18 protein-coding genes and 3 tRNA genes are annotated in these 24368 nt (G+C 33.4%); 14 read left to right on the top strand and 7 right to left on the bottom strand.

The genetic code is table 11. The annotated features are described in order from the left end of the window. Positions 1–583: 583 nt before the first annotated feature. From ACPDG9_RS11010 to ACPDG9_RS10980, 7 genes are all read left to right on the top strand, one after another. A complete protein-coding gene (locus ACPDG9_RS11010) occupies positions 584–1816 on the top strand; it encodes a tyrosine-type recombinase/integrase (protein ID WP_430527804.1) in 1233 nt (410 codons plus the stop codon). Further along, entirely contained in the window at positions 1801–3072 is a 1272-nt protein-coding gene (locus tag ACPDG9_RS11005) for a hypothetical protein (protein ID WP_430527803.1), read from the top strand. Before ACPDG9_RS11010 ends, ACPDG9_RS11005 begins: the two co-directional genes overlap by 16 nt. A gap of 67 nt (positions 3073–3139) precedes the next feature. After that, positions 3140–3403: a helix-turn-helix domain-containing protein gene (locus ACPDG9_RS11000; RefSeq protein WP_160339287.1), complete on the top strand. Its 264-nt coding sequence runs from the start codon at positions 3140–3142 to the stop codon at positions 3401–3403. A 100-nt stretch (positions 3404–3503) separates the two neighbouring features. Then, positions 3504–4742 (top strand): primase-helicase family protein, encoded by a 1239-nt coding sequence (locus tag ACPDG9_RS10995; protein WP_430527802.1) that lies wholly within the window; start codon positions 3504–3506, stop codon positions 4740–4742. A gap of 203 nt (positions 4743–4945) precedes the next feature. Continuing rightward, on the top strand, positions 4946–5881 hold the full coding sequence (locus ACPDG9_RS10990; RefSeq protein WP_430527801.1) for a toprim domain-containing protein: 936 nt from the start codon (positions 4946–4948) through the stop codon (positions 5879–5881). A gap of 206 nt (positions 5882–6087) precedes the next feature. Further along, a complete protein-coding gene (locus ACPDG9_RS10985; RefSeq protein WP_430527800.1) occupies positions 6088–6579 on the top strand; it encodes a BfmA/BtgA family mobilization protein in 492 nt (163 codons plus the stop codon). Beyond that, positions 6542–7537: a DUF5712 family protein gene (locus ACPDG9_RS10980; RefSeq protein WP_430527799.1), complete on the top strand. Its 996-nt coding sequence runs from the start codon at positions 6542–6544 to the stop codon at positions 7535–7537. The genes ACPDG9_RS10985 and ACPDG9_RS10980 overlap by 38 nt, the downstream gene beginning before the upstream one ends. Here the strand turns inward: ACPDG9_RS10980 and ACPDG9_RS10975 are convergent. After that, on the bottom strand, positions 7530–8222 hold the full coding sequence (locus ACPDG9_RS10975; RefSeq protein WP_430527798.1) for a hypothetical protein: 693 nt from the start codon (positions 8220–8222) through the stop codon (positions 7530–7532). The two genes, ACPDG9_RS10980 and ACPDG9_RS10975, sit on opposite strands and share 8 nt — an antisense overlap. A 17-nt stretch (positions 8223–8239) precedes the next feature. Beyond that, positions 8240–8758: a hypothetical protein gene (locus ACPDG9_RS10970; RefSeq protein ID WP_430527797.1), complete on the bottom strand. Its 519-nt coding sequence runs from the start codon at positions 8756–8758 to the stop codon at positions 8240–8242. 377 nt (positions 8759–9135) lie between these two features. Between ACPDG9_RS10970 and ACPDG9_RS10965 the strand changes: the two genes are divergently transcribed. Further along, positions 9136–12213: a metallophosphoesterase gene (locus ACPDG9_RS10965; RefSeq protein ID WP_430527796.1), complete on the top strand. Its 3078-nt coding sequence runs from the start codon at positions 9136–9138 to the stop codon at positions 12211–12213. 73 nt (positions 12214–12286) lie between these two features. On the opposite strand, the gene ACPDG9_RS10960 is transcribed toward ACPDG9_RS10965, so the two are convergent. From ACPDG9_RS10960 to ACPDG9_RS10950, 3 genes are all read right to left on the bottom strand, one after another. Further along, positions 12287–12360, bottom strand: a tRNA-Ile gene (locus ACPDG9_RS10960). Between the two features lie 27 nt (positions 12361–12387). Beyond that, positions 12388–12461: transfer RNA gene (locus ACPDG9_RS10955), tRNA-Ile, on the bottom strand. 27 nt (positions 12462–12488) lie between these two features. After that, positions 12489–12562, bottom strand: a tRNA-Ile gene (locus ACPDG9_RS10950). 319 nt (positions 12563–12881) lie between these two features. Here ACPDG9_RS10950 and rbfA point away from each other — a divergent pair. From rbfA to ACPDG9_RS10920, 6 genes are all read left to right on the top strand, one after another. Beyond that, positions 12882–13274, top strand: a complete 393-nt coding sequence (gene rbfA, locus ACPDG9_RS10945; RefSeq protein ID WP_430527795.1) for a 30S ribosome-binding factor RbfA — start codon at positions 12882–12884, stop codon at positions 13272–13274. A 4-nt stretch (positions 13275–13278) separates the two neighbouring features. Next, the gene (locus ACPDG9_RS10940) at positions 13279–14484 is read left to right on the top strand and encodes an ABC transporter permease (protein ID WP_430527794.1); all 1206 of its coding nucleotides are present in this window, start codon (positions 13279–13281) and stop codon (positions 14482–14484) included. A gap of 211 nt (positions 14485–14695) precedes the next feature. Next, positions 14696–17209 (top strand): tetratricopeptide repeat protein, encoded by a 2514-nt coding sequence (locus tag ACPDG9_RS10935; protein ID WP_430527793.1) that lies wholly within the window; start codon positions 14696–14698, stop codon positions 17207–17209. After that, a complete protein-coding gene (locus ACPDG9_RS10930) occupies positions 17209–18987 on the top strand; it encodes an HSP90 family protein (RefSeq protein WP_430527792.1) in 1779 nt (592 codons plus the stop codon). The genes ACPDG9_RS10935 and ACPDG9_RS10930 overlap by 1 nt, the downstream gene beginning before the upstream one ends. 1 nt (position 18988) lies before the next feature. Next, on the top strand, positions 18989–20074 hold the full coding sequence (locus tag ACPDG9_RS10925; RefSeq protein ID WP_430527791.1) for a hypothetical protein: 1086 nt from the start codon (positions 18989–18991) through the stop codon (positions 20072–20074). Further along, the gene (locus ACPDG9_RS10920) at positions 20071–21129 is read left to right on the top strand and encodes a hypothetical protein (protein WP_430527790.1); all 1059 of its coding nucleotides are present in this window, start codon (positions 20071–20073) and stop codon (positions 21127–21129) included. The genes ACPDG9_RS10925 and ACPDG9_RS10920 overlap by 4 nt, the downstream gene beginning before the upstream one ends. A 105-nt stretch (positions 21130–21234) precedes the next feature. On the opposite strand, the gene ACPDG9_RS10915 is transcribed toward ACPDG9_RS10920, so the two are convergent. Together ACPDG9_RS10915 and ACPDG9_RS10910 are read right to left on the bottom strand one after the other, a co-directional pair. Continuing rightward, positions 21235–22842 (bottom strand): ATP-binding cassette domain-containing protein, encoded by a 1608-nt coding sequence (locus ACPDG9_RS10915; protein WP_430527789.1) that lies wholly within the window; start codon positions 22840–22842, stop codon positions 21235–21237. Between the two features lie 267 nt (positions 22843–23109). Further along, the gene (locus tag ACPDG9_RS10910; RefSeq protein ID WP_430527788.1) at positions 23110–24219 is read right to left on the bottom strand and encodes a hypothetical protein; all 1110 of its coding nucleotides are present in this window, start codon (positions 24217–24219) and stop codon (positions 23110–23112) included. Positions 24220–24368: the final 149 nt, after the last annotated feature.

The raw sequence follows: 24368 nt of genomic DNA, 5'->3' as shown, positions 1-24368 counted from the left end.
AAATGAAAAACTATTGGGGAGAAAAAGTAGTGCTGATCCTAGGTGTTATTGTCAATCTTGTCTTTAATCTAATCTGTATGGGGTTTATGCTCGTAATGGTTTTATTTTCTCATTTGAAGCATAAGTTATTTAAGCGGCGGTAGGGGGCATGACAAGAATTATAGATGAAAATAGAACTTGAATAGAACGTAGATATAAAGAGTATGTTGAATATTGAATATATAGAAGCAGGAATAGAAGATTGTGAATTGTTGACACAAACGGCAAAAAAAGCAAAACCCCTTCAATATCTGTTGAAGGGGTTATTTTGTGGTCCCACCTGAACTTGTTTTGTTTTTTAATTCGTTTTTATATAGTTTTACCTATTGATAATCAGTTTAATATGGTTTATTTTAATTCGTTTGAACTGATTTGAATTCATTTTAATCATATTTCTAACCCCTAATTTGCCCCTTCGTAAAAAATGGATTTTTAGAGTATGTTTTTAAGATTTTGATCGATGAAAATTAAAAATAGGAAAAGCTCCTGTTTTTTTATGCAAAAGCGTTGCCCCCTTGGCAAGCCCCCTTAAAAAACAATAATAATGAAGTACTATTTCGAGCTGAGAAAAGATAAGATCGATAAAGAAGGTATGGTTCCTATTCGCTTAGTTGTTACTGCTCCAAAAGTTAGGATAAGAAAAAACATAAGCGTCAAGACAAAACTCGATGATTGGGATGCTGAGATTAATCAAATTCGTAATATCAAGAGAGATGATAATGAACTGTATTTGGACTACAAAGAGTATAATGCTATACTTACTAATACCATTAATAAAGTAGAACATATCTTCGATTTTTTTAGATTTAACTCCATTCCTTTTACAGAGAAAATGTTTGAGGAAAAATATAAGTTAGAGACAGTTAGTGTATCTATCCGTTTTTTTGATGCTTTTAGTGAGTATATTAAAGTTTCTACTGTTTCTAAGGCTAAGTCAACTATAACTAAATATAACTCCGTAAAAGCGTTCTTTATTGATTTTGCCACATCTTCCAAGTATGTTATGCGTTTTGATACTATAGATTTTCGTTTTGAGGAGGCTTTTATGGAATACTGTTTTGTTGAGCGTAAAACATTGAATAACTATTACGGAAAGTTAGTAGCTACATTAAAAGCATTTATGCAATGGGCATTTAATAGAGGGTATCATAACAGCTTAGAATTTAAAAAGATTAAAAGAGTTGATAATGAAATAGAAGTTGTGTTTTTGACTATGGATGAATTGATGAAACTTTATAATCATAATTTTGAAAACAGATCTATGGAAAGAGCTCGTGATATGTTTTGCTTCCTTTGTTTTACAGGGCAGAGGCATAGTGATATCTATTCTCTTAGAGATTGTAATATAGTTGAAGATTATCTGAATTATACTGTTGTTAAGACTAAGACAGTTCATCACCAGGTATATTTAATATCATATGCAAAAGAGATACTAGAGAAATATAAAGACACTCCTTATAGCCCTGTACCAAGAATCACTTCTCAGAAATTGAATGAGAGACTTAAAGAATGCTGTGAGGAAGTTGGAATTACAGATAAGATAAGATTAACTCGTTACATAGGTGCTAATAGAATAGATACAGAAGTAAGAAAGTGTGATGTAATTACTTCACATGTAGGAAGAAAGACATTTATCACTAATAGTATCATTTTAGGAATTTCCGAACGAGTAATTAAGAGTACGACCAATCATAAAGATGAAAGAAGCTTTAGAAGGTATGTGCATGTTGGAGAATCATTTAAACAAAAAGAACTGAGTAAATGGGAAAGCTTATAAATATGATTAAAGAATTCTTTTTTGCTAGTGAAAAAGAAAATATAAATAAATTCCAACTTGTTTTAAAATCATACAGTACTCAAGTAGTAGAATATTTAGAAACTAATGATGGAATAACAGAAGATGATTTGTATCTCGAAATAATACAATATTTTAATCTTAAGGAATTATGTGAGTTACAATTTCAGATTTCATTAAAATCTAATTTGACTAAGTATACTTGTGTTTTTAAAAAATATGATTTTAGTCTATTAGTAGAGAAAAATTCTTTTAATCCAATAAAAAAGGCAAAAGTAAGCCTTTCAAAAACAGAGTATTTAGCTTATTTATTAGGAGAGAAGAACAAACTACTTAATACTTCAAGAATTATTAATGTATCTAATTATATCAATAGCATTGATATAGAAATATTACAAACTATGGCAATTCTTCAGAAACAGGTAATGACTCCTCTTAATGTAAGAGATGCTTTTAGTTACTTTTTTATTTATGAGAAGCAAATAGCAATGAATCTGTTTAAGAATTATATAAGTCAGTATGTGAAGCAATATAAAGACTACGACGAAGTTGTTTTTATAATGCATACTGTTATGGATGATTTACAAGCAAGATTAGGTTTGGAGCATATTCCTATGATAGATAGTTTTAATTATCAAAGTGCTGATATATTCTCACAAAATAATTTAATTTATTCGAGCTTTTCTGAAATCAGAAATCTTGCAAATTTTAAGGAATATTTTTTAGAAGTGTCACCAATGGATATGCTTGATGAAAAATATTTTATCAATGTAAAAAATGATTGCACTGATGTTCAATATGTGGAATATGTACTATTTGAGTTCTTTAAGTTAGTATGTAAAGATCAGTTTGAGTTTAAAAATACAAATGTGTTTTTACTCTTTTGGTCAAATTGTACAGAGAAGATTTCTTGTTATGACCGTTTTGAATTAGGACATGCTCATATGGTTTTAAATCGCTTAGTAAAAGAAGATAGACAGATTTTAAATTATATAATAGCAGTCTTTTTATACTTTAAAAATGGAGATTTATTATCTAAGGTTCCTACTAATGTACCAAAGATATTATCAATGTATTTTGGAGAAAATTCTTTAAAAGAAGGTACTATCAAAGACTTATTGACACGGGAAGTTATAAGTAATATAAGTTTCAATAAAGACAATGAGTATATTAATGATTGGGCTATTGGTATTCAAAATCAATATGATAAGGTGTTTGTTGATAGTGGAGTGTATTGATGTGTACTGCTTTTTAAATCTTTAGTTTTCATATTTGCGGTGTTCAAATGTTCTAAAATCAATTCAAATGAGTACAAATGTTTTAAATGAAAAATGTGAGAGTATGTCTAATCAATCTCAAGAGGTATTAGCGAATACTTTTTTCCCTACAGGAGATGATCGTATGTCTCAGCAAGAGGTGGCTAATATGTTTGACAGAACGGTTCAAACTATTATCAATTGGAAGAATAAAGGAAAAATTCCTTATTATGAAATTGACGGACGACCTATCTTCTCTCGTAAGCAATTAATTCAAATTGCTTTAAAAAATCAACATCTTTTAAATCCATAAAAAAAGCGTTTGCTTCCTTCAAAAAATCAAACGCTTAGAATTTTATTTTTTAATCAAATCCTTATAGTGCAAATATAAGGATTATAATCTATTATTTATTATGAACTTAGATTCTGCCGAATTTCTTCGAGTAGGCACGGCTTATTATGCCATTATCGAACGACCTACACTCAACAAAACAACTGAAAAGATTATGCTTCCTTGGAACAAGGAAACTATTGTAAATGATTTTGGAAAAGACTTTGTTTCTACTATTAAGAAATATTACGGTTTCTGTTGTATTCCGCAACATATCAATTACAGCAGAGAGATAGCTGACTTCTACAATATTTATCATCCTATTGATTACCAAATACAAAGATGTAATGACGACTTAACTTTCTTAGAAAGAAAACTAAAATACACCTTAGATTTTATACGCCATATTTTCGGAGAGCAATACCACTTAGGTCTTGACTATTTTAAAATTCTATTGGAATACCCTACTCAAGTTTTACCTGTGCTTGTATTAGTTTCTAAAGCTAGAGAAACAGGTAAATCAACAATGCTTAAATACTTAAGAAAGATCTTTTCATTTAATGCAACTTACATCAATGCAGAATCTTTTGTAAATAATTTTAATTCAGATTTAGATGGTAAATTATTAGTACTTATAGATGAAGTCGTTACTGATAATCAACAAATCACAGAACGCATCAAGTTTTTAAGTACTGCTGACAGAAATAAGATTGAAAGAAAAGGTAGAGATAAAGAAGAAGTAGAATCTTTTTACAAGTTTGTAATGACGAGTAATTTTGAGGATTCGTTTATGAAGATAGATAGAGAAGAAATACGTTTTTGGGTACGCAAAATTCCACAGATAGAAAAGAATCCCGATTTCTTAGACTTACTCTTTAAAGAAATCCCAGACTTCCTAAATTATCTACATACAATACCCTATTCTACAACTAAGAAAACACGTATGTGGTTTACACCTGAGCAAATACGTACTGATGCACTTATAAAACTAATGAACTCCGAAAAAAATAAACTAGAGCAAGAAGTACTTGATTTATTAGAAGAACTTACAGATAGATTTGGTGATAAAGTAATATGTCTTGCCCCTCTAGAAACTTTTACACTCATTACAAAAATTAATAAGAGAAGTAACATTAAATCAAATGATATTAAAAAAATCTTCAAAAATTGGGGATTTATGCCATCAGATAACTCCTATAAATATTCGGGTTACAAATATGATTCAAATGGAGAACTAGTAAAATTTGATAGGATTGGACGCTATTATAAAATTGAGTTGAGTAAAATTATCCAATATTTTGATGATAATGATGATAGGTAGCATATGTTGTTTAATTTCAATAAGTTAACCGTCATCAAAATCGTCATCAAACTGTCATCAAATTTATTTTGATGACAGTTTTTTAAACAGGTTTGATGATTGATGACAATTTGATGACAACGTATTTTATTAATTATCAATAAATTAAAAGATTCTGTCATCAGGTCATCAAAAATACACTAAAATTTAAGTCGCTCAGAATTATGACATGTAGTGAAGCAAAAAAGATAAGTTTAGTTTCTATTATAGATAAAATTGGAGCTAAAAAAATCAAGCAGAACAATCGGGAAGTTTGGTATATAAGTCCGTTTAGAAATGAAAGTACAGCATCTTTCAAAATTGATATAAATAAAAATATTTGGTTTGATCACGGAGCTGGTAAAGGTGGTAATGTTTTAGACTTTATAATGGCATTTTATAAATGTGATTTAAAAGAAGCTTTACAGATTTTAGACAACGAATCTTTTTCTTTTCACCAGCCCATTTTTAATGATAATGCTATTGAAAAAGAAAAGAATTACGAAATAAGAGTGATTAAGCCACTAACGAATACTCAATTAATCAACTATATCCAAAATAGGTGCATCAGTCTTAAAATTGCTAAAAATTACTGCGTAGAAGTTTATTACAGTCTAAACAATAAGTCTTATTATGGAATAGGTTTTAAAAATGACTCTGAAGGATATGAGATCCGAAACAAATACTTAAAAATGTGTTTAGGAACCAAAGCACCTTCTTACTTTAATAATAACAGTAATCAAATTGTATTATTTGAATCGTGGAGCGATTTTTTGAGCTTCCTAACATTATACCCTAGTGCTGAAAAATGTTATGACTTCTTGATATTAAATTCGGTTGGGACATTAAATAATGTTTTAATTAAAGAGTCTAATAATTATTTGTATAAATGTACAAATGGGGAAAGTGACAAATGTATCAATGTACATATGGACAAAAGTATAAATAATGTTTTGTACAAGGAATTAAAGTATGATGTAGTTATTTGCTGTTTTGATAATGACGATGCTGGAAACAAAGCAACTGAAAAAGTGCAAAATACTTTTCCTAATCGTGTAAAGGATGGAAGATACTTATATCCTAATCACAAAGATTTGAACGATTGTATCTCCACAAAGTAAGGACGGTAGGGACTAGCAAGAGGGAACGGGGCAGAGCCCTGTTCATCTTGTTTTAATTGTTGCAATCAATTAAAAATCAAGTGATTAATAATTTAATCGTTCTCGTAAATTATATTTAAAATATAATTATTATGTCCCTTCCCTATTTAAACCATTGTAATTCAATACATAACCATTAATGTCAAATATATTTACATCAATACTTCATGAAAACTAAGAATGAAAAAGAAACTACAACTGTAGCTTTATCAGTATCTGATAATCAACGATTAACAGAACTATGTAAAGCATATTCAATACCTAAAAAAGACTTTATAGGTATTATATTGAATTACATTGAAATCAATGGTATAAATCCGAAGACACATCATGCTCCTAAAACTGAATTGGAAAAGATAACTAAACGAATTAATCAATTATTTGCCTTTATCAAAACACATGAAAAAGATTACACTCGACCTGCGTTAGAAGCAATTTTAGCTACTGAAAACAGAATGCAAAATAGTATATCTACCCTAGCTACTAAGAAAGATTTGAATGAATTAAGAGTAATGGATTTACTAAATCAACTCTTAGAAATCCTTAAAAAAAGTAACCAAGAACAGACTAATAAAATCCTAACTGAGCTTAAATCTTTTCAAGAAAACACTGTAGATCATCTTGAAGAAATTAAAAATAAAAAAGGCTTTTCACTATAAAAATATACTTATGCACATAAAAATACAAGGTGGTGGAAATGGGAAATATGCTAATAGCGGAAGTTGTTCTTCGCTTGTTAGTTATTTAGAACACGAAGATTTAGATCGTATAAAAAAAGGACAAAAAGTAGAACCTTTTTTCTCGCATACTGACGATGCAATCAAAAGCAATGTAATTATTGAAGCGATAGATAACAACAAAAAGAAATTATGTAGAGATGAAGCTAAATTCTTTATGATAACAGTTAGTCCAAGTCAAAAGGAATTACAACATTTAGGCAAGACGCCAGAAGAGCAATCTGAAAAGCTAAAGGACTATATTCGTCACGGAGTGATGCAGCAATATGCTGGGAACTTCAATAAAGGGCTAAATGCTGAGGATATAATGTACTTTGCTAAAATACATCACGAACGCCAAACAAACAAGGATGAAGGCAATCTACACATTCACATCTTAGTGTCTCGCAAGAGTGCTGATGGGCGATTAAAGCTCTCGCCTATGACTAACCATCAAAACACGAATAAAGGTGCTGTAAAAGGTGGATTTGTACGTATTGATTTTTATACAAGTACAGAGAAAGCTTTTGATGAGAAGTTTTTATATCAACGTCAGCGTGAAGAACAATTTGACTATAAAAAGCAGTTTAAAAATGGTACTGCAAAAGATTGGGAACAGCTAAATAAAGAAAAGTACCAATATAATCAACAACAAAAGGAAAATAACAATCATTTTATACGAAACTGTAAAGAGCAAGGTTTTTCAGATAAGGTAATTGACCAAATGCTTCAAGGTAATTCAATCGAGAAAGGAAATGAATCTTTCTCGATTGGATTAATTGATAATTCTTTTCAACTTGTTCGCTTTGTTTCTTCTATGTCTCAAGCTCTGCAGTATGTGGGTGGCAGTGGACAAAGCCCTGTAGATAATCGTAGAAGGAAGAGAAAGCGATCTATTTAGATCCTTTTTCTATTTGTTTCATTATTTTAATTACAACTATCTTATAATCATGAATTAATTGATAAAGAAGTTTTCCTAATTGATGCATATTAAAAGCATAATCAACTTTTTCATAAATCGGAAACTCTCTCGATTCCGAAAATCTAATATAAAGTAGAAAATCTTTATCTGGGTTATCTTTGTTCTCATACAAATCACTTCCAATTTTGATATGTTCTTCAGAAAAATGTATTAATCCACTAGTGTTATTATATATAGTTTTAAAAAAAGGAAACAACTTGTCTAATTCAGTTGCTAAATAACCATCCCACATTTTGTTGCCTTTGGAATCTTTAATATCTCTAATAGAAACTCCTGATGTAACCTGATTATAAAAAAACACCTTATCTTCTACTAAATTTAAAGCGTGAAACCTCATACAGTTATCAGCCTGTAATCTTATCAAGCTTACTGCAGTAATCCAATTATTGGATTCGCTTAACGTTAGAAATCCACGATTTAACTCAATTGCTCTATGAATAATTGCAAAAACAAAATGACTAATTTTAGACAACCGTTTATATTTGGTTTCCTCATTAAATATATCAAGCCCCAATTGATTTAAAGCACTATTTAAAACTTTAATTTGTTCAAATATTTCTTTCAGATCTAAATCAGTTACATCTTTATTAATAGGGTCTTTCATACTACTTATAAATTATTTCACACAAACATATTCAAAATATCCTCATTAGTCCTAGCTTGTTTATTAAAATTTAATACTTTATCGTATTCAATTTCAGAAATATAATCTACCACTACTTCTACTCTATGTAGGTTTTCTATATACATATAAAGCGCTCTGTAAATTACTGAATCAGTATTGATACCACTTAAGAATTCAAACATCATTTTATTAAATTCAGCTTCGTTATCTTTATTAGTATTAACAGGCTTTTTGGACTCTATTAGATCAGTTAATAAAGCTGCAGTTACTAACACATCATTCTCAGCAATGATTTTGACAATATCTACTCTTTGTTGCTGTGTTAGAGATTCTAAAAATTCATGAATACATTGGTAGAAATGTGTACTTTGTTTTGCTTGAGCATACTCTTCCATAGATAAAAAGTACCCTTCAGATAATTTGATACATTCATCTTCAATGACGACTTCTTTACTTCCTGTTAAAATTAAGTTGATTAGTGGAACTAAAACTGAGTAATATTCTTTTGTTTTCATAATGCCTTGGTTGGTGGTTAAAAAAAAGGCGTGAAACTAAGATCATGTCCTTATCAGAGGTTTGCGACAACCCAACAGCCAGACAGACTCAGCCCACGCCAATATAAGGCACGGGCGTAAGTCTATCGCTATGTTGGCTGTCATCTGAAGGTCGCAATTTCTGATAAACCAATAACGATAGATTACGCTTGTTCGTAATGTTTTCTAATGCAAATGTAGTTAATATTTGTATTATTTAAGAAGTGTTATTTGTTTGAATTATTTTATAATATTAGCATAGTGTTTAATTTGTTTTAACTAATTTAAATAGTTTGTATCTTTCGCTATAAAAAGCTTTTGAGTAATAACTCTTTATATATTGATTTAATAAAAAAAGTATGATAAAAGTAATTCAAGTTGGTGATCTTCATTTTGACAATACAAATGATTATCAGAATATTAAAGTTTATAAACGATTTATTGAGGATTTAGTATCTAATAATAGTGTTGATGAGAATACTATTTTGGTTATTAATGGAGATTTGATTAACATGGGGGGAAAAGGGTTCGGAGGTGTAGACCAGGGGTTAAGAACATTTAAAATTAAATTTATAGATAGAGTACTTGAACAATTTCCTATTTTAAAAAATAGATTATTTATAGTGCCTGGAAATCATGATATAGATAGAAAACTAGTTGATAAATTTGTTTTTACATCTAATATCGACAGATGTAAAGAAGATAAAGAGTATAAAGAAGAGTTTTTCAATGAGTTTTCAACAAGAGAATCTATAATCAAGCATTTTACGAGTTACAAAAAGTTTAAGAATATGTGCTTTTCTTCATACGATGACTGGATTAATAATGATTATTACGACAATATGATTATTAATTTAGGTTCTAGAAAGGTAGGAATAACATGTGCAAATTCTGCTTTGTTTTGTGTAGGACATAACGATAAGGATCATTTATTATTAGGCCGTAAACAGATTGAAAACTCTATTAACCAACTTGAAGATTGTGATTATAGAATCTTTATATGTCATCATTATTTGTATTATTTGAATGAAATAGAGAGAAGTGATGTCGAAGGTCTAGTTAATTATAATTATCATTTAGCACTTTTTGGACATGTTCATGAGGATAAAACAAGTTTAACTGATTTTGGGAAACATAAAATTTTTGAGTCTACGTGTAAAACACTTAAGTATGATACAGAAGGATCTTTGAAATACTCTTGTGGATATAAAATTATTGAATTTGACGGGATTAAATATAGTGTTAATGTGAGATTATTTAATAGTTCTACATTTAGTTTTTATGATTCTACTGATGATCAGACTCCAACTGGAAAAAAAGAGTTTTTTATTAACACAGAAGGAGTAGTTTTAAGGAAAACAGAAATTAATGTGAGTAATATTTTTAAAGACTTTTTAAATGATATAGGCGCTAATTTTACTAATCAATCGTCTACTAGAATAAATCTAGAAGATTTGTTTGTCGTTCCAAATATTGAGAAAATTGGATTGCAAGATGAAGAACAAAATCAAAGTGTTCAAATGGATTTTGATATTGTTCTAAACGATTATGGTTTTAATAGTCATAATATGTGTCTTATAGGAGAGGATTTATCAGGTAAAACTACTCTATGTAAGGTTATTTATAAACGCATTAATAAAATTAAAGATAATTGTGTTGTTTATTTGGATTTTGAAGAATTAACAAAAAAAGAAAGCCTGCAACAGTTTATTGAGCGTCAATATCGTAATCAATATGATTGTGAATTCTATGAAGTTTTTGATACTTATAAGATTTATCTTATCATAGATAATCTATATAAAAATGAAGCACTTGTAACATCTCATAGTAAAGAGTTTAATGAGTTATTTAGTAGATATAATTACTGTATAGTTTGGGATGAACTTGTTACTTTTCAAGAGTTATTTATTAACCAGTTGATAGATTTGTCAGTTTATAAAATTCTTTCGTTAGATGACAATAAGCGAAAACAGCTTATATTAAAATGGTATGATTTAACTAAGGATCTTATTACAGGGGAGAATTATAAGTCAGCTGTTTATTCCGCTATAAAACTTGTAAACTCTATTTTAGGTAAAAATCTAGTTCCTAGTTATCCATTGTTTATATTAACAATTCTACAGGCAAATGAACTTTCAATAACTCATGAGTTGAAAGAAGGAACTATCGGTCATTATTACGATGTTCTTATTAAAACATCTATGAATCAAAAAGGAGGAACAAAAGAGATAGATAAGTACTATTCTTATTTAAGTGAATTCTGTGGTTATTTGTATTTTGTAAATAAGAACCAATTAATAACTGAGGATGAAATAATGAAGTTTCATATAGAATATAAAAAAGTTTATGGGGTTGAATTGAGTTTTACTACAGCAATTAATTTTCTTTTAGAAACAGAGATTTTAGTTAAAGAGAATAGTTTTTTTAAGTTAAAGTATCAATACCTGTATTTTTATTTTCTGGGAAAATATTTCTCGGATAATTTTGAAAGTAAAGTATATACTTTTGATAATCAAGAAATTGATATAGATTCTGAAGTTAAAATTTTAACAGGAAAACTCTATGAGTCTGAGGCCGCTAATATTATTCTATTTCTAACTCATCATAATAAATCTAAGAAAATTATAGATTTTATATTAGAAAGTGCAGATGAGATTTTTAAAGAAAATACAATTATAGATTTTAAGGATAATAATTATAGAAATCTAAATGAAAAAATTGAGCAATTGACTTCTACTACTGATAATGTTAAAGAGATCAAAGGTTCTAAAAATGAGGTTTTTGATTCTATAGGATTTATATCTAACGTTAATAAATCTTTTAAAATTATTGAAATTTTAGGTAATATATTAAAGCATAGATATGCTTCTTTTAGACAAGATGATAAGGTTCGTATGATTAAGACTATTTATAATCTTGGTAATCGAAATATCTCAGCTATCCATGATCTTATTTTTGAGGATAAGAATAACTTTGAACAAAAGATCTTAGATGTAATAGATGTAAATAATCATCTTTCTGTATATGATAGAAATCACATAGCTCAAAAGATACTATTTAACTTAATATACTTGACTAGTTCTTCAATTATTTCAAAAATTTGTTATTCTATTGCGACAAAAGAGTTAGAGCCTGCTTTCGAGACTATTAAAGCAGAGAAAACTACTCAGTATGGTGAATTATTATTTTTAGGTAATTATTTGGAGTATACCCCAACTGTACCTATTAAACAAATAGATATATTAATTAAAGATTTTGGTAGGTATTCTTTAGGTTATAGAATTCTTAGAAAACTTGTGATTTCGTATCTACGTATTTATGAGCAGAACGATAGTGAGAAGCAAAAGATTGATGGATTGTTGATGATTGGTATGCAAAATCAAAGATATCTGCAGAAATCTTCTAAGCAAATGAAAAAGAAGCATAGTAAAAGATAGGTAGTATGTCCCCTAATCAACCCCCCTAAAAAAAATAAACCCCTCATTACCAAGGTAATGAGGGGTTCTTTTGTGGTCCCACCTGGGCTCGAACCAGGGACTTGCTGATTATGAGTCAGCTACTCTAACCAGCTGAGTTATAGGACCGGTCGATTTGACTGTAAATTTTGATTGTGGTCCCACCTGGGCTCGAACCAGGGACTTGCTGATTATGAGTCAGCTACTCTAACCAGCTGAGTTATAGGACCGGTCGATTTGACTGTAAATTTTGATTGTGGTCCCACCTGGGCTCGAACCAGGGACTTGCTGATTATGAGTCAGCTACTCTAACCAGCTGAGTTATAGGACCAGTCAAATTGACGATTAGCGGATGCAATATTACAGCGTATTATTGGTTTTTGCAAGAAATAAAATCAAAAAATGAATATTTTACCCTATCTCAATTCCTAACCCCTAACCGATAATTGATAACTTTTTCGTTCTCAGTCTCTTTTTAACTTTCGCTCTTATTTTGATCGATTTACAAATGCGGAAAGGAGGTGGGATAACCGAATTAAATGGCTTTGAAAACTCTTCCTTTTTCAGCTGTAGAAGGCTTGTTAACCAGGGATCTATATTCTTCCTAAAATATAAAAAAATTGCTATCCAAAAAATTGTATTTTTGCAGCATGGAGACAAATAGACAAAAGAAGATGGGTGCGCTTCTGCAAAGTGACCTCGTAGATATATTACAAGGAGAAGTGCGCAAGAACGGAATAAGCAATTTGATTATTTCAGTTTCTAAAGTACACATTACCTCAGATTTATCAATCGCAAAAGTGTTTTTGAGTATCTTTCCTGCTGAACGTGGGGGAGAATTATTGAAGGCTATTCAGTCGAACGCGCCACTCATTAAGCACGACTTATCGCAACGTGTAAAAAATCAAATGCGTAAGGTGCCAGACTTGATGTTCTACGTAGACGATAGTTTGGAGTATATCGACCAAATTGACAAAGCACTAAAAGGGGATGAAAATCCAATTGCTAACCCTGATTTATTAGCGAAGAGAAAGAAAAAATAAACGAGTGAAGATAGCCTTTTACATAGCCAAACGCTACGCTTTTAGTAAGAGCAAGAGCAAAGCAATTAACGTCATTACAGCAATTGCCTCTATAGGTATTGTTGTAAGTGCTATGGCGATGTTAATTGTGTTAGCTGTGTTTAGTGGTCTTCGCTCCTTTAGTTTGTCCTTTACAAACGAGCTTGATCCCGCCTTAAAAGCGTTTAGTAAGCAGGGAAAAACGTTTGTTGTATCGGATGCACAATATGAAAAAATAAAGCAATCCCAATTGTTTTCGGGAGTTGCTCGTGTAGTAGAAGACCGTTTGCTTTTTACTTATAATGAAAAGCAAACCGTTGCTATACTTAAAGGGGTAGATGACGATTTTTCAAAAGTGAGTCAGTTTCCCGAAAAAGTAGAATTGGGACAGTGGATTGCTCCCGATTCAGATGAGGTTGTCGCCGGAATGGGGATGGCTTATCTTTTATCTATGGGGTTATTTGATATTGAACACAGTCTTCAAGCGTTGTCTATAAGACCAGGAGAAGGCGTTGTCAGTAACCCAGAAGATGCTTTTATACGCACATACTTGCATCCTGTTGGGATTTATTCCTCTCGAAATGAGGATGTTGATAGTAAATACGTATTCTGTAATGTTGATCTAGCTCAGCACTTACTCAGTCTATCCGAAAAGGAATACACTAATTTAGAATTTGCACTGAACAAGGATGTGAGTGAAAAACAAGCGGTTTCTTTTATTCAAGAAGTACTCGGTGATACGGTTGTTTTAAAAAATCGAATTCAAATGAATGATAGTTTATATCGCATGTTGAATACCGAAAACGCCGTGGTGTATTTTATCTTTTTATTAGTGGTGATTATTGCGCTGTTTAACTTAGTTGGGGCCTTATTGATGATTATCCTCGAAAAGAAGATGAATATTAAAACCCTAAATGATTTGGGGGTATCTTTAAAACAGCTCAAACGCATTTTCTTGTTACAGGGAATGATTATTAGTACAGTTGGTGGTCTTGTTGGGATTGTCTTGGGGATGATCTGTATCCTGATTCAGGAATATTGGGGTGTTATTCTCATTCGTCCTGGATTTCCTTACCCCGTAGAGTTTAATATCAGCGATGTATTTGTTGTGTTTGGCTCTATCTTTATTTTGGGCTTTATCGCTTCTTATATCGCTTCAACGCGTGTGAATAAAAAATATTTACACGATTAACTTCTTTTTTTTTATCGCTAAAGCATTATATCCTATACTGTTGCGCGGTTTTCCTCCTTTTTTATATTCCCTATAAATGGGGATTTTTATTTTTCAAGGGTACACTTTTTTATAATTAACAAATTATATCAATAGCGTTTCTTAAATTTGTGTTTGCTTGGACAAAATCCAACACAATAAAAAAATTGTTTTAATAGAAAAAGAAAAAATTATGGGCGAGTTTAATGTAAGATACTTAAGCTACATTAGCGAATTTGCAAACGGACAAGAAAGCTTGAGCGGAGCTGCACAAGCGTATGTTGAAGCAAATGATTACGCAGATCCAATACGATGGTTTAAGGCACATGCACTTTGTATGTTAGCCTTACAAACGGGAAAAGAAGGGACAGTATTTCAACAGTTATACGAACAAATTAATGAGGAATCAAATCGTGAACGAAGTAGTTTTTATTTGAATGATAAAGATTATGCGTTATGGTTTGACGATGTTGTTTTATTAAATCAGCTTTTTATTGATAAAGGGTATGCAAAGGCTTATACCTTTATGCATGAATTGTATATGAATGCGCGTTATGAGTTTAAGGATGAGGAGAAGGCAACAGCTTTTTTAAAGCAAGGCTATGATGCAGGAGATCCTACAGCTAAGGCATTTGTTGGATACAATTTATATTATGGCAGTCAAGGGTATGAACAAGATCAAGAGAAGGGATTGGAGTTTATCCGCTCTTCCTATGCGCCAAATAATCGCGTAGCACCTTTATTTGCCTTGAATATTGAATTTCGCGCTTGTGAATCTGCGGAAGAAGGAAAGGCCGTCTTAGACAAATATCACGATTTAATTCACGTAGAAAAACGAGGGTTATACGTTCTAGCTGATTATTACTTGAGAGAAGGTGAGGATGAAAAAGCAGCAGAAACTTTTTTAGAAGGAATCAACAACAACAGTGGTTACTGTAATTATATGATGGGGTTGATGATTTGCAATACGCGTTTTGCTCCACTAGGGTATGAAATTGAGCAAGGAGTTCCTTATTTGCAAATGGGCTTTGCGCACGGAATCGCTTATGCTGGTTTCGTTCAAGGCTATTATTATCTGTATCCGGCAGATCAAAGTGAACCCCAATTCGAAAAAGCCATCCGAACTTTAGAAAAAGCAGCGTTATATTGCTCTAATGAAGCACTATTGGAATTGGCAATCCTGTACTTATATCACAGCGATTACAAAAATATAGCGAAAGCAATCACCTATCTTGATCGTGCAATTGAAGGAAAATCGACACGTGCGATGAATGAAAAAGCAGTGGCGCTATTAGAGCATCAAGAAATTGAACAAAATCCAGTAGAAGCTCATGCGCTTTTAGTTGAAGCGATGGAATTAGGAGATGATTACGCTCCTTATCGCTTGGGATATGGGTATCAATTTGGTGAATTTGGAACGGAAGACGAGTACAACAAGTGTATCGAATTTTATGAATTAGCTGCTGAACGAAACAGTGGATTGGGAATTGAATATGCTGGAAGATACTACCGTTATCATGAAAATCCCGACTTAGATAAAGCTATTGCTTACTATGAGAAAGGATTGGAATTGTACAATTCGAACTACTGTAAGGTAGAGTTGGCGATGATGCTCGAACGCGGATACGGCTTAGAAGCTGATCCTGTAAAAGCAGAGCAGTATTACTTAGAAGCAATAGAGAACAACTATCCTTTTGCTGCTGTACGTGTAGGATACTTATACGAAGATGGCTTGTTAGGGGAAGTAGATGCAGAAAAAGCGAGAGCGTATTTTGAAATGGCAGCAAATGCTGATCTAGCAGAGGGAATCTATCAATTTGCACGTTGCAATCGCTATGGTATTGGTGGAGAAGAAAATCGCGCTTTAGCCTTTGAATTGTTTGAAAAGGCATTGGGATACGGGTATAACGATGCGAATGTAGACTTAGCTTTAGCATATGAAGAAGGAGCAGGAGGAATAGAGGAAAACCCTGAAAAAGCGGTGGAATACATGACTGCTGCTGCTGAAATTGGCTTTGGTTATGCACAATATAAATTAGGTACTTATTACCTCTATGCTTACGGAATAGAGAAAGATCTAGACCTCGCAAAGTATTGGTTAGAAAAAGCAAAAGACAACGGATCGGCTTTGGCGATGCTTACTTTAGGTGATTTCTATTTGTATGGATATGAGGAAGATCAGCCGTATGATTTAGCTTTCCCTTACTATGAAGAAGCACAACAACAAGGCTACGTTTCAGAAGGATTGGGAATTTGTTATCAATTTGCTATTGGAGTTGAACGCGACGATAAAAAAGCGTTCCATTACTATAAAATTGCCGTAGAACGCGGATACGATGCTGCTTATTTCCGCTTGGGAATGTGCTACTATTACGCCATCGGTACAGAAAAAGATTATGTAGAAGCGATGTACTATCTAAGAGCTGTTGCAGATCGCGGTCACTTAGAAGCGTCTTCTTATGTGGGAGTGATGTTGGTGAAAGGTGAGGGGGTTGCACAAGAAGCGGTTGAAGGAGTAAGTTACCTAGAAAAAGCGGCGAATAACGGATTTGATATGGCGCAATATGAATTAGGTAATTGTTATTTAAAAGGAGAAGGTGTGGAGCAAAACGATGAAACTGCTTTACATTGGTACCAACAAGCGGCAGAAAATGGAAATGAAGACGCACAAAAAATTGTTGGAGGCCCAAGAAAAAGAAGAAGATAATGGACAATAAAAAGAATTATCAGTTCCAAGTGAATATGAAGGGAATGATAGAGCTGTTGAGTGAGCATATTTATAGCTCACCAACGGTCTTCATTCGAGAATTACTCCAAAATGGGGTGGATGCTGTTACCGTAAGAAAGGGAATTGATGAGCGTTTTCAGGGTAAAATAACCTTGTTTTTTGATAAAGATCAGTTGATTTTTCAAGATAATGGCGTGGGGTTAACCCTAGATGATATGCATCAGTTCTTATCCGTAATTGGACAAAGTTCGAAGCGCGGGGAATTGGCGGAAAAAGATCTAATTGGTCGTTTTGGAATCGGTTTGCTATCTTGTTTGGTGGTTTCAGAAGAAATTGTTGTGGAATCGCGCTCTTTGTACAAAGAGGAATCTGTGCGTTGGACAGGACGTGCTGACGGAACCTATGAAGTCGAAATGATTGATCTACTTCCAGAGGTTGGAACTCGCGTTATTCTACAAGCTAAAAAGAATTGGAGATCGCTTTTCAAAAAAGAGGACGTAAAGCAAAATGTACTCTTCTACGGAAGTGCATTGCCCATCGAAATTAAGTTTATTGAACAAGGGGAAGAGGAAATTGTATCTGATGGAAATCCCATTTGGTTAGATCCTAATGCAAGTAAGGAAGCCTTATTAGCCTACGGAAAGGATGTGTTTAAAACGAAGTTCTTAGATGTATTCCCAATCTCTTCTGAAGCAGGGGATATTCAAGGGGTTGCTTTTGTGATCCCAAATAAAGTAAATGCATCGACTTCCAAAGAACATAAAATATTCTTGAAACGCATGTATTTATGTGATCAAGCGACAAATTTATTACCCGAATGGACTTCTTTCGTTCGTTGTATTATCAATTCGAATGGATTGCAACCAACAGCATCGCGTGAATCCTTGATGAATAACGCTCTGTTGACTGATGCGAAAAAAGAATTAACGACGTGTTTTAAAGACTACCTGAAACTCTTATCGGTTTCGGATCTCGATAAATTAGAACACATCATTTCTATTCACCATTTGTTTATTAAATCTTTAGCAGCATCAGATAATGAAATATTAAAATTATTTGAAGACTATCTGCCTTTTGAAACGAATCAAGGTATGCTATTGTTTAGGGATATTCGAGTGAATTACGGCGCGATTTACTACACGCCTTCACTTGATGATTTTAGACAAATTAGACGTATTGCAGGATCGCAAAAGAAATTGGTGATTAATGCTGCGTATAGTTATGAAGCAGATTTGATTCAAAAAATAAAAGCGAGTAATCCTGCTTTGAAAATTGAATTGATCAAACCCAATGACGTATTGGATAGTTTTGAAGCGGCTTCAATTACCGATGATAGTATCGATCTATTTCTTGAGAAAGCCAATAAAATTTTAAAACAACACTATTGCAAAGCAGAGGTAAAGCGATTTGAACCTCAGGATACTACGGCAATTTACATTGCCAACGAAGAAGCATTGAACAGCAAGAGTATGCAAAATCTATCTCAAAGTTCGAATCCATTCGCAGCAGCATTAGGACATTTTAAAAAACAGGAAGAGGTTTTGCCAACGTTGTGTTTTAATCAACAAAATGATTTAGTCGCTAAATTGTTGGTTATTAAAGATCCTGAGTTATTTGAAGCGTTGATCAATGTATTGTATGTACAGGCTTTGATGTTAGGTGGATATACCATCAACAAACAAGAAATGGATATTTTTAATCATGCCCTTTATCAATTTGTTATTTTGGGAATGACTAACTTTTTACCAGAGTTCTAAGATGTTCTATCGTTTAGAGATACAAAAAATACTCTTGCAAATTCAGGAGTATGTTCAAGATTCAAAAGACTGTATTGCTTTGTTGAAACAGGCCATTCACCTGGCTGATAAACACGGAGATATCAATTGGGGAATTGATTTGCGAATCATGTTGATTCGCGAAGAACGCTGTTCTTCTGCTTGTATTGAAAGTCCTTTGGCTTTTGCTTGGCTATTAGAACAAGCGCGTTTGCATCCTGATTTGTTGTCTGAAGTGGAGTTTTTGGAAGAATACGAATGGATGATTTGTTCTGCTTATGGCAATGTGGCTATTTCTCTGGATCAAGTTCACGCTATTGCAGCGGATTTGGAAGAGAAATTAGAACAATTCAAGGTCTCTAAACGCAGTTTTTATTATACGATGGCGGGGTTTGCTCAACATCTAGGGGATTACAACCTAGGTGCAGCATATGTAGCGAAAGCTAGGGAAGAAGCACTGAGTGAAGATTGTAGTGAAGCGATGGCCTATGACAATGAAATAGAAAGCGCCGCCCGATTAGGCCATTTTGACCAAGCCATTGCGCTCATGCATCAAATGGAATATAAAAAGATCCGCGATTTCTCCTTGCCTTTCGAAACCTATATCTCCATGGGGTATTTTATGATGCGCTATGGTGATGAACGCGCGCGCATTTACATCGATAAAGCCAAAGAAGAGTTTGTAAAATTACCTGAAGTCAATAGTTCACTCCTCTACGGATTGACACGTTTAATCTATGCCTTGCATTTAATAGAGGATGAGGATCGTTGGGGATATTACGAAATCGTCGCAGGCTGGGATATTGACGCAGAAGATGACTTAAAACTGATGTTAAGCCGTCATATGATGTTCGTCTTAGATCAAGAAGAGAAAAAACAATTAACCCTATCTCCTTCTGTTCCTTTCTATCAGGAAAGTGGTTTTTATGACCTCAAGGTATTAGCTCTTGCCTATAGGAAAAGCGCTTATGATTGGGCCAAACGATTTGATTTGCGCAATGGTAATACCTTTGCACAAGATGATTTAACCCGAATGGAAGAGGAGAATAAAAGAAAAAAAATGCTATGAATTACAATTTAGAAATCCAAAAGATCTTACTAAAAGTAGAGGGACTTAAAAGTTTAGAAGATAAAATAATCGCCCTGAAAGAAGCGATTCAATTAGCAGATCAACACAACGATATTGATTGGGGATTTGATTTGCGCTTGGATTTAATCCGCCAAGAACGCAATACCTCTCGTTGTAATGAGAGTTTTCCTGCTTTTGCATGGATCTTACATACCAGCGATGCAAACGAAGATTACTTCGACGAGTCTGAATTCTTATGGGAATACAAGTGGATGTTTTGCTCCGCTTATCGCAGTGCAGTAATTCCGATGGATGAAATTGAGAAAATTGGAGAAGATTTAAAACGCAGATTAGTGAAAAATGGATTCAGTACCCGTGCGTATCACAACGTGATGACAGGGTTGGCCTTCCATTTACGCGATTACGATTTAGCGAAAAAATACATTGATGCAGCCAATGCAGAACTTGTAGATGATATGACCAATTGTCCTGCTTGTGAATTGGATACAGAAGTAGAATTGCTTTTGTTTCAGAATAAGTTAGATGATGCTATCGTGAAAGCGCAAGATTTAATTCATAAAAAATTAACGTGCTATTCAATGCCTTTTCAGACATTTTGCAGCTTGACGTATTACTCGTGGAAAGCGGGAGATATGGAAGGGGCAGCGAAGTACTTCGATAAAGCAATTGAAGAATATGAGGCCCATGATCAATATGATAGCTCCGTGGGGTATTCTATGGGTTTATTGATGTCGTATATGAATGCAGTCAACCATCCTGAAACGTGGTCGTTCTTTGAGCGTATTGCAGCATGGGACATTGAAGCAGAGGATATTCACCGTTATAACTTTGCGCGTTATATGTTGCCGATTATGAAACAAGGTGGAAAAAGAGAATTACAGCTATCTACGCAATTGGAGTATTACAAAGAAAGTGGGATATACGATTTAGAAGATTTATACGCGTATTTCAAACAACAAGCTCAAGCATTCGCAGAACGCTTTGATGCACGTAATATGAATACAAATTACACAACGGAAATTGCAGGGTTGTAAAGGATAATAGACACTATACTAAAAAAGGGAAGCATTAAAACGCTTCCCTTTTTTAGTATAGTGTCTAATCCGTAGCTGTTGGTCGTCAACAACCAACCACCGATGTTATGAATTCCCTCCTTCTTCCAGTAAAATCGTGCGATTAGGTTGAATAACCTCACGCAAGTTTACGTCGTGAGAGACTAATATAATAGTTCCCTGATAGTCTTTTAAGGCTTGATATAAGCTTTCTAAACCAAAAATATCAAGGTTATTACTCGGCTCATCCAGCACTAAAACATCCAAGGAGTCTAAAGAGAGATTCAGACAACAAATCGTTAAGCGCAAGCATTCTCCGCCACTCAATTGTGCGACTGGTTTGTTCCAAATTTCTGGTCGAAAGCCATATTGAAATAAGGTGTTTTTTAAACTAGCCTCATCGAGTAAGTTGTGATTGAAATTCGCAGCTTGTTCGAGCAGGGTTTTACTGTGATCTAAGAGTGAATAAAACTGATCCAAATAGGCTATTCGACTCGTCATTCGATCAATCGTTCCCTTGGTTGGTTGTATTTTCCCTACAAGTAAATGCAATAAGGTTGATTTACCAGAACCGTTTAAACCTTCGATTAATAGGCGATCACCGCTTCTAACTTCAAACTTCATAGGCGTTGACCAAATTTCAGCTACTTCATTCGCGTATTGATAATTGACGTCTTTGAGCTGAAAGAGCACTTTATTAACGTGGAGATCAGAGTTGTTGAAAGATAAGTGAAATGGTTTGAGCTGTTCAAGTTGATCTTTTAACTCCCATAATTCTCCTTGTAGCTTTTGTTGTTTTTCGGCTTGAACTTCCGTGCTCTTCGCACTGCTGTTTTCTGCTGCATTTTTAAGCATGTTCACGACAATTTTTGGTAAACCGCCTTTTTGTTCTGCACGTTTATTTTGTCCAATTGCTTTTTGTTGCTTTTGCATCAGCTTTTGTTGCTCCACTTTGACTTGACGCATGTCTTTTGACAGCGCATCTATGCGATGCTGAAGCGTGCCTAACTCCTCTTGTTTTTGCACTTTGTAAAAATCGTAATTTCCCTTGTACTGTTGGATGCCTTTGGTCGTAATTTCAAACGTTAGTGCTTGACGGTTGAGTAATTCAATATCGTGGCTTACTAAAAGTACGGTTCCTTTGTATTGATCTAAGAAGTGAAAGAACAATTGTCTGGTTGCTTGATCAATGTGATTGGTAGGTTCATCCAATAGGAGAATATCGGGGTGATGAATGTGGATAGAGGCAAAATAAACGCGCATTTGTTGTCCACCACTGAGTTGGTCCATCGGTAGGTTTAAGTCTTTTCCCTCCAACTGCCAGTATTGCAGGGCTTGTGCTATATTTTCCTCAATTTGCCAATCATCATCTAGATCGACATAGTCTTGTTCGTCGATTGATCCCTGTAAAATTCGATGTAAAGCCTGTACCTTCTTGTCCGTTTGCAAGGCTTGTTGGATCGTCTGACCTGAAAGGTGGTTGCTGTTGATTTGCGGTAAATAGTAAGCCGTTCCATCCAACTGAATAGCAGCTAGAGGTGTGGTGGCAATGAGTTTTAACAACGTGCTTTTTCCTGTGCCGTTGGCACCGATTAAATTGGCTTTCTCTCCTTTGTTAAGGACGAGATTAACTTCTTGAAATAAGGGGGTTTTATCCGAATGTTCGTAGGATAGGTTTTTTATAACGATAGACATAAGAATCAAAATAAAATAGATGAGTATAAAAAATTTGTGGCCCGTATACCACTACTCACGGTATTAGAGTGAAAATCACATAAATAAATAAGTATTAGGAATCTAGAAGATAGATGCCGATCAAACATTTTGCTCCTACAAGTTGTTTATAACCTGTATTGTTAAAACGATGTACTTATTTATATTTTCATTTGATTGTTTATTCGTTACTACTGACGCAAAGATAATAAAAAAAGCTATTCGAGATCGAATAGCTTTGTATTGTTCTTAAAAAAGACTGATTTGCCCTTGTTGGCTGTTGTCTTTCACGGGTTTCTTTTTTTCCTTTTTAACCTCTTTTTCCCCTTTATCATCTTGTGATTGAACGGGTGTAAGTGTTTCTTCTTCAAAGAGATTCAGTGTTTCTTCTTCTCCTTCTTTTGTCGGGCAATCTGAGGAGAAAGGATCTTCCGATTCAATGCAAATGGAAGTTTTGGTTACAATGCCATCAAAAACAGGGGGTGCAACTTGTTGTGCCCAAGAAGGAGTAGCAACAGCTTCTTCTTGTAGTTCTGTCTTTGTTTCTTCTTCCAAAATGGATTCCTCTCTTCCTGTTGTTAGCGTTTCACTCTTCGCTGTTAAAGTAGGGAGTTCTTCTGTTGGCGTTTCCTCTTGAGGAGATGCTAGTTCTTCTTCCACAGCGGGATCTGCTGCAACAACGGTTTCCTCGGCTTTATGTACTACCGTTTCAAGGACTGTAATTGATTCGTCCTTTCCTTCAATTTCATTGCTTTCCGTTTCTTCTAGGGTTGCATCTGTAGGAGGAGTTTCTTCCAAGAGATCAAAAATAGAATAATTGTGTACGACAATTTCATTGACATCAATGGTGGAATCAAGTACGGGATTGTTGTCGTCCTGTAGGTCTTCACAACTCTCTCCTTCTAAAATAGTAGCTTCTTCAATAATGATTTCGTTGACACCTAAGCTTGGAAAATTCACGTGATCCGGAGAATCAGCTTCTGCTATATCCGCTGTTTTATTCTCTGTCGTAAAGCTTTCAACTTTGTTTTCAAGATCAACTAAAAGACGCTTGATCTTTTTGATATGAGGATGGTCTGCAAAAGTTTCTTTCTCGTATACTAATTCCAAAAGTTTGTACATTGTATACGCTTCATGGTACTTTAAAACGATCGCATGCTTTTTATTGTGATCTAAAATGGATACCTGTTTCTGAATATTCTTGGCTTTGTCCTCCAGTTTAGCAAGTAGGTCTTCTTTTATACTAACCAATAAAGCGTCTTTTATCGATTGTACAACATAGTCATCGGTTTTTTCAACCATCTGAATAACAGTAAGAAGAACATCGTTACTTAATTTAAATTGAATTTTTGTCGTCATTTTGAGTATTGGAAAGCCAGTTTAGTCGTTTCAAATATTGATAGTTCTACAAAATAATGAAAAAAATATGACTTTACACTGTGTTAGTAACAAACATTTAAAAGGCTTTGTTTCTTAAAAAAGCTTGCTTACTTTTAAAGGAGAAATAT

This window comes from Myroides sp. C6-3 (assembly GCF_050522425.1).
In the GTDB taxonomy this organism is placed as follows: domain Bacteria; phylum Bacteroidota; class Bacteroidia; order Flavobacteriales; family Flavobacteriaceae; genus Flavobacterium.
This window is presented reverse-complemented; position numbering and strand designations above follow the sequence as displayed.

Coding starts and splice junctions, on each gene's coding strand:
- ACPDG9_RS11010 (WP_430527804.1), top strand. CDS start 584: ATGAAGTACTATTTCGAGCTGAGAAAAGATAAGATCGATAAAGAAGGT.
- ACPDG9_RS11005 (WP_430527803.1), top strand. CDS start 1,801: ATGGGAAAGCTTATAAATATGATTAAAGAATTCTTTTTTGCTAGTGAA.
- ACPDG9_RS11000 (WP_160339287.1), top strand. CDS start 3,140: ATGAGTACAAATGTTTTAAATGAAAAATGTGAGAGTATGTCTAATCAA.
- ACPDG9_RS10995 (WP_430527802.1), top strand. CDS start 3,504: ATGAACTTAGATTCTGCCGAATTTCTTCGAGTAGGCACGGCTTATTAT.
- ACPDG9_RS10990 (WP_430527801.1), top strand. CDS start 4,946: ATGACATGTAGTGAAGCAAAAAAGATAAGTTTAGTTTCTATTATAGAT.
- ACPDG9_RS10985 (WP_430527800.1), top strand. CDS start 6,088: ATGAAAACTAAGAATGAAAAAGAAACTACAACTGTAGCTTTATCAGTA.
- ACPDG9_RS10975 (WP_430527798.1), bottom strand. CDS start 8,222: ATGAAAGACCCTATTAATAAAGATGTAACTGATTTAGATCTGAAAGAA.
- ACPDG9_RS10970 (WP_430527797.1), bottom strand. CDS start 8,758: ATGAAAACAAAAGAATATTACTCAGTTTTAGTTCCACTAATCAACTTA.
- ACPDG9_RS10965 (WP_430527796.1), top strand. CDS start 9,136: ATGATAAAAGTAATTCAAGTTGGTGATCTTCATTTTGACAATACAAAT.
- rbfA (WP_430527795.1), top strand. CDS start 12,882: ATGGAGACAAATAGACAAAAGAAGATGGGTGCGCTTCTGCAAAGTGAC.
- ACPDG9_RS10935 (WP_430527793.1), top strand. CDS start 14,696: ATGGGCGAGTTTAATGTAAGATACTTAAGCTACATTAGCGAATTTGCA.
- ACPDG9_RS10930 (WP_430527792.1), top strand. CDS start 17,209: ATGGACAATAAAAAGAATTATCAGTTCCAAGTGAATATGAAGGGAATG.
- ACPDG9_RS10925 (WP_430527791.1), top strand. CDS start 18,989: ATGTTCTATCGTTTAGAGATACAAAAAATACTCTTGCAAATTCAGGAG.
- ACPDG9_RS10920 (WP_430527790.1), top strand. CDS start 20,071: ATGAATTACAATTTAGAAATCCAAAAGATCTTACTAAAAGTAGAGGGA.
- ACPDG9_RS10915 (WP_430527789.1), bottom strand. CDS start 22,842: ATGTCTATCGTTATAAAAAACCTATCCTACGAACATTCGGATAAAACC.
- ACPDG9_RS10910 (WP_430527788.1), bottom strand. CDS start 24,219: ATGACGACAAAAATTCAATTTAAATTAAGTAACGATGTTCTTCTTACT.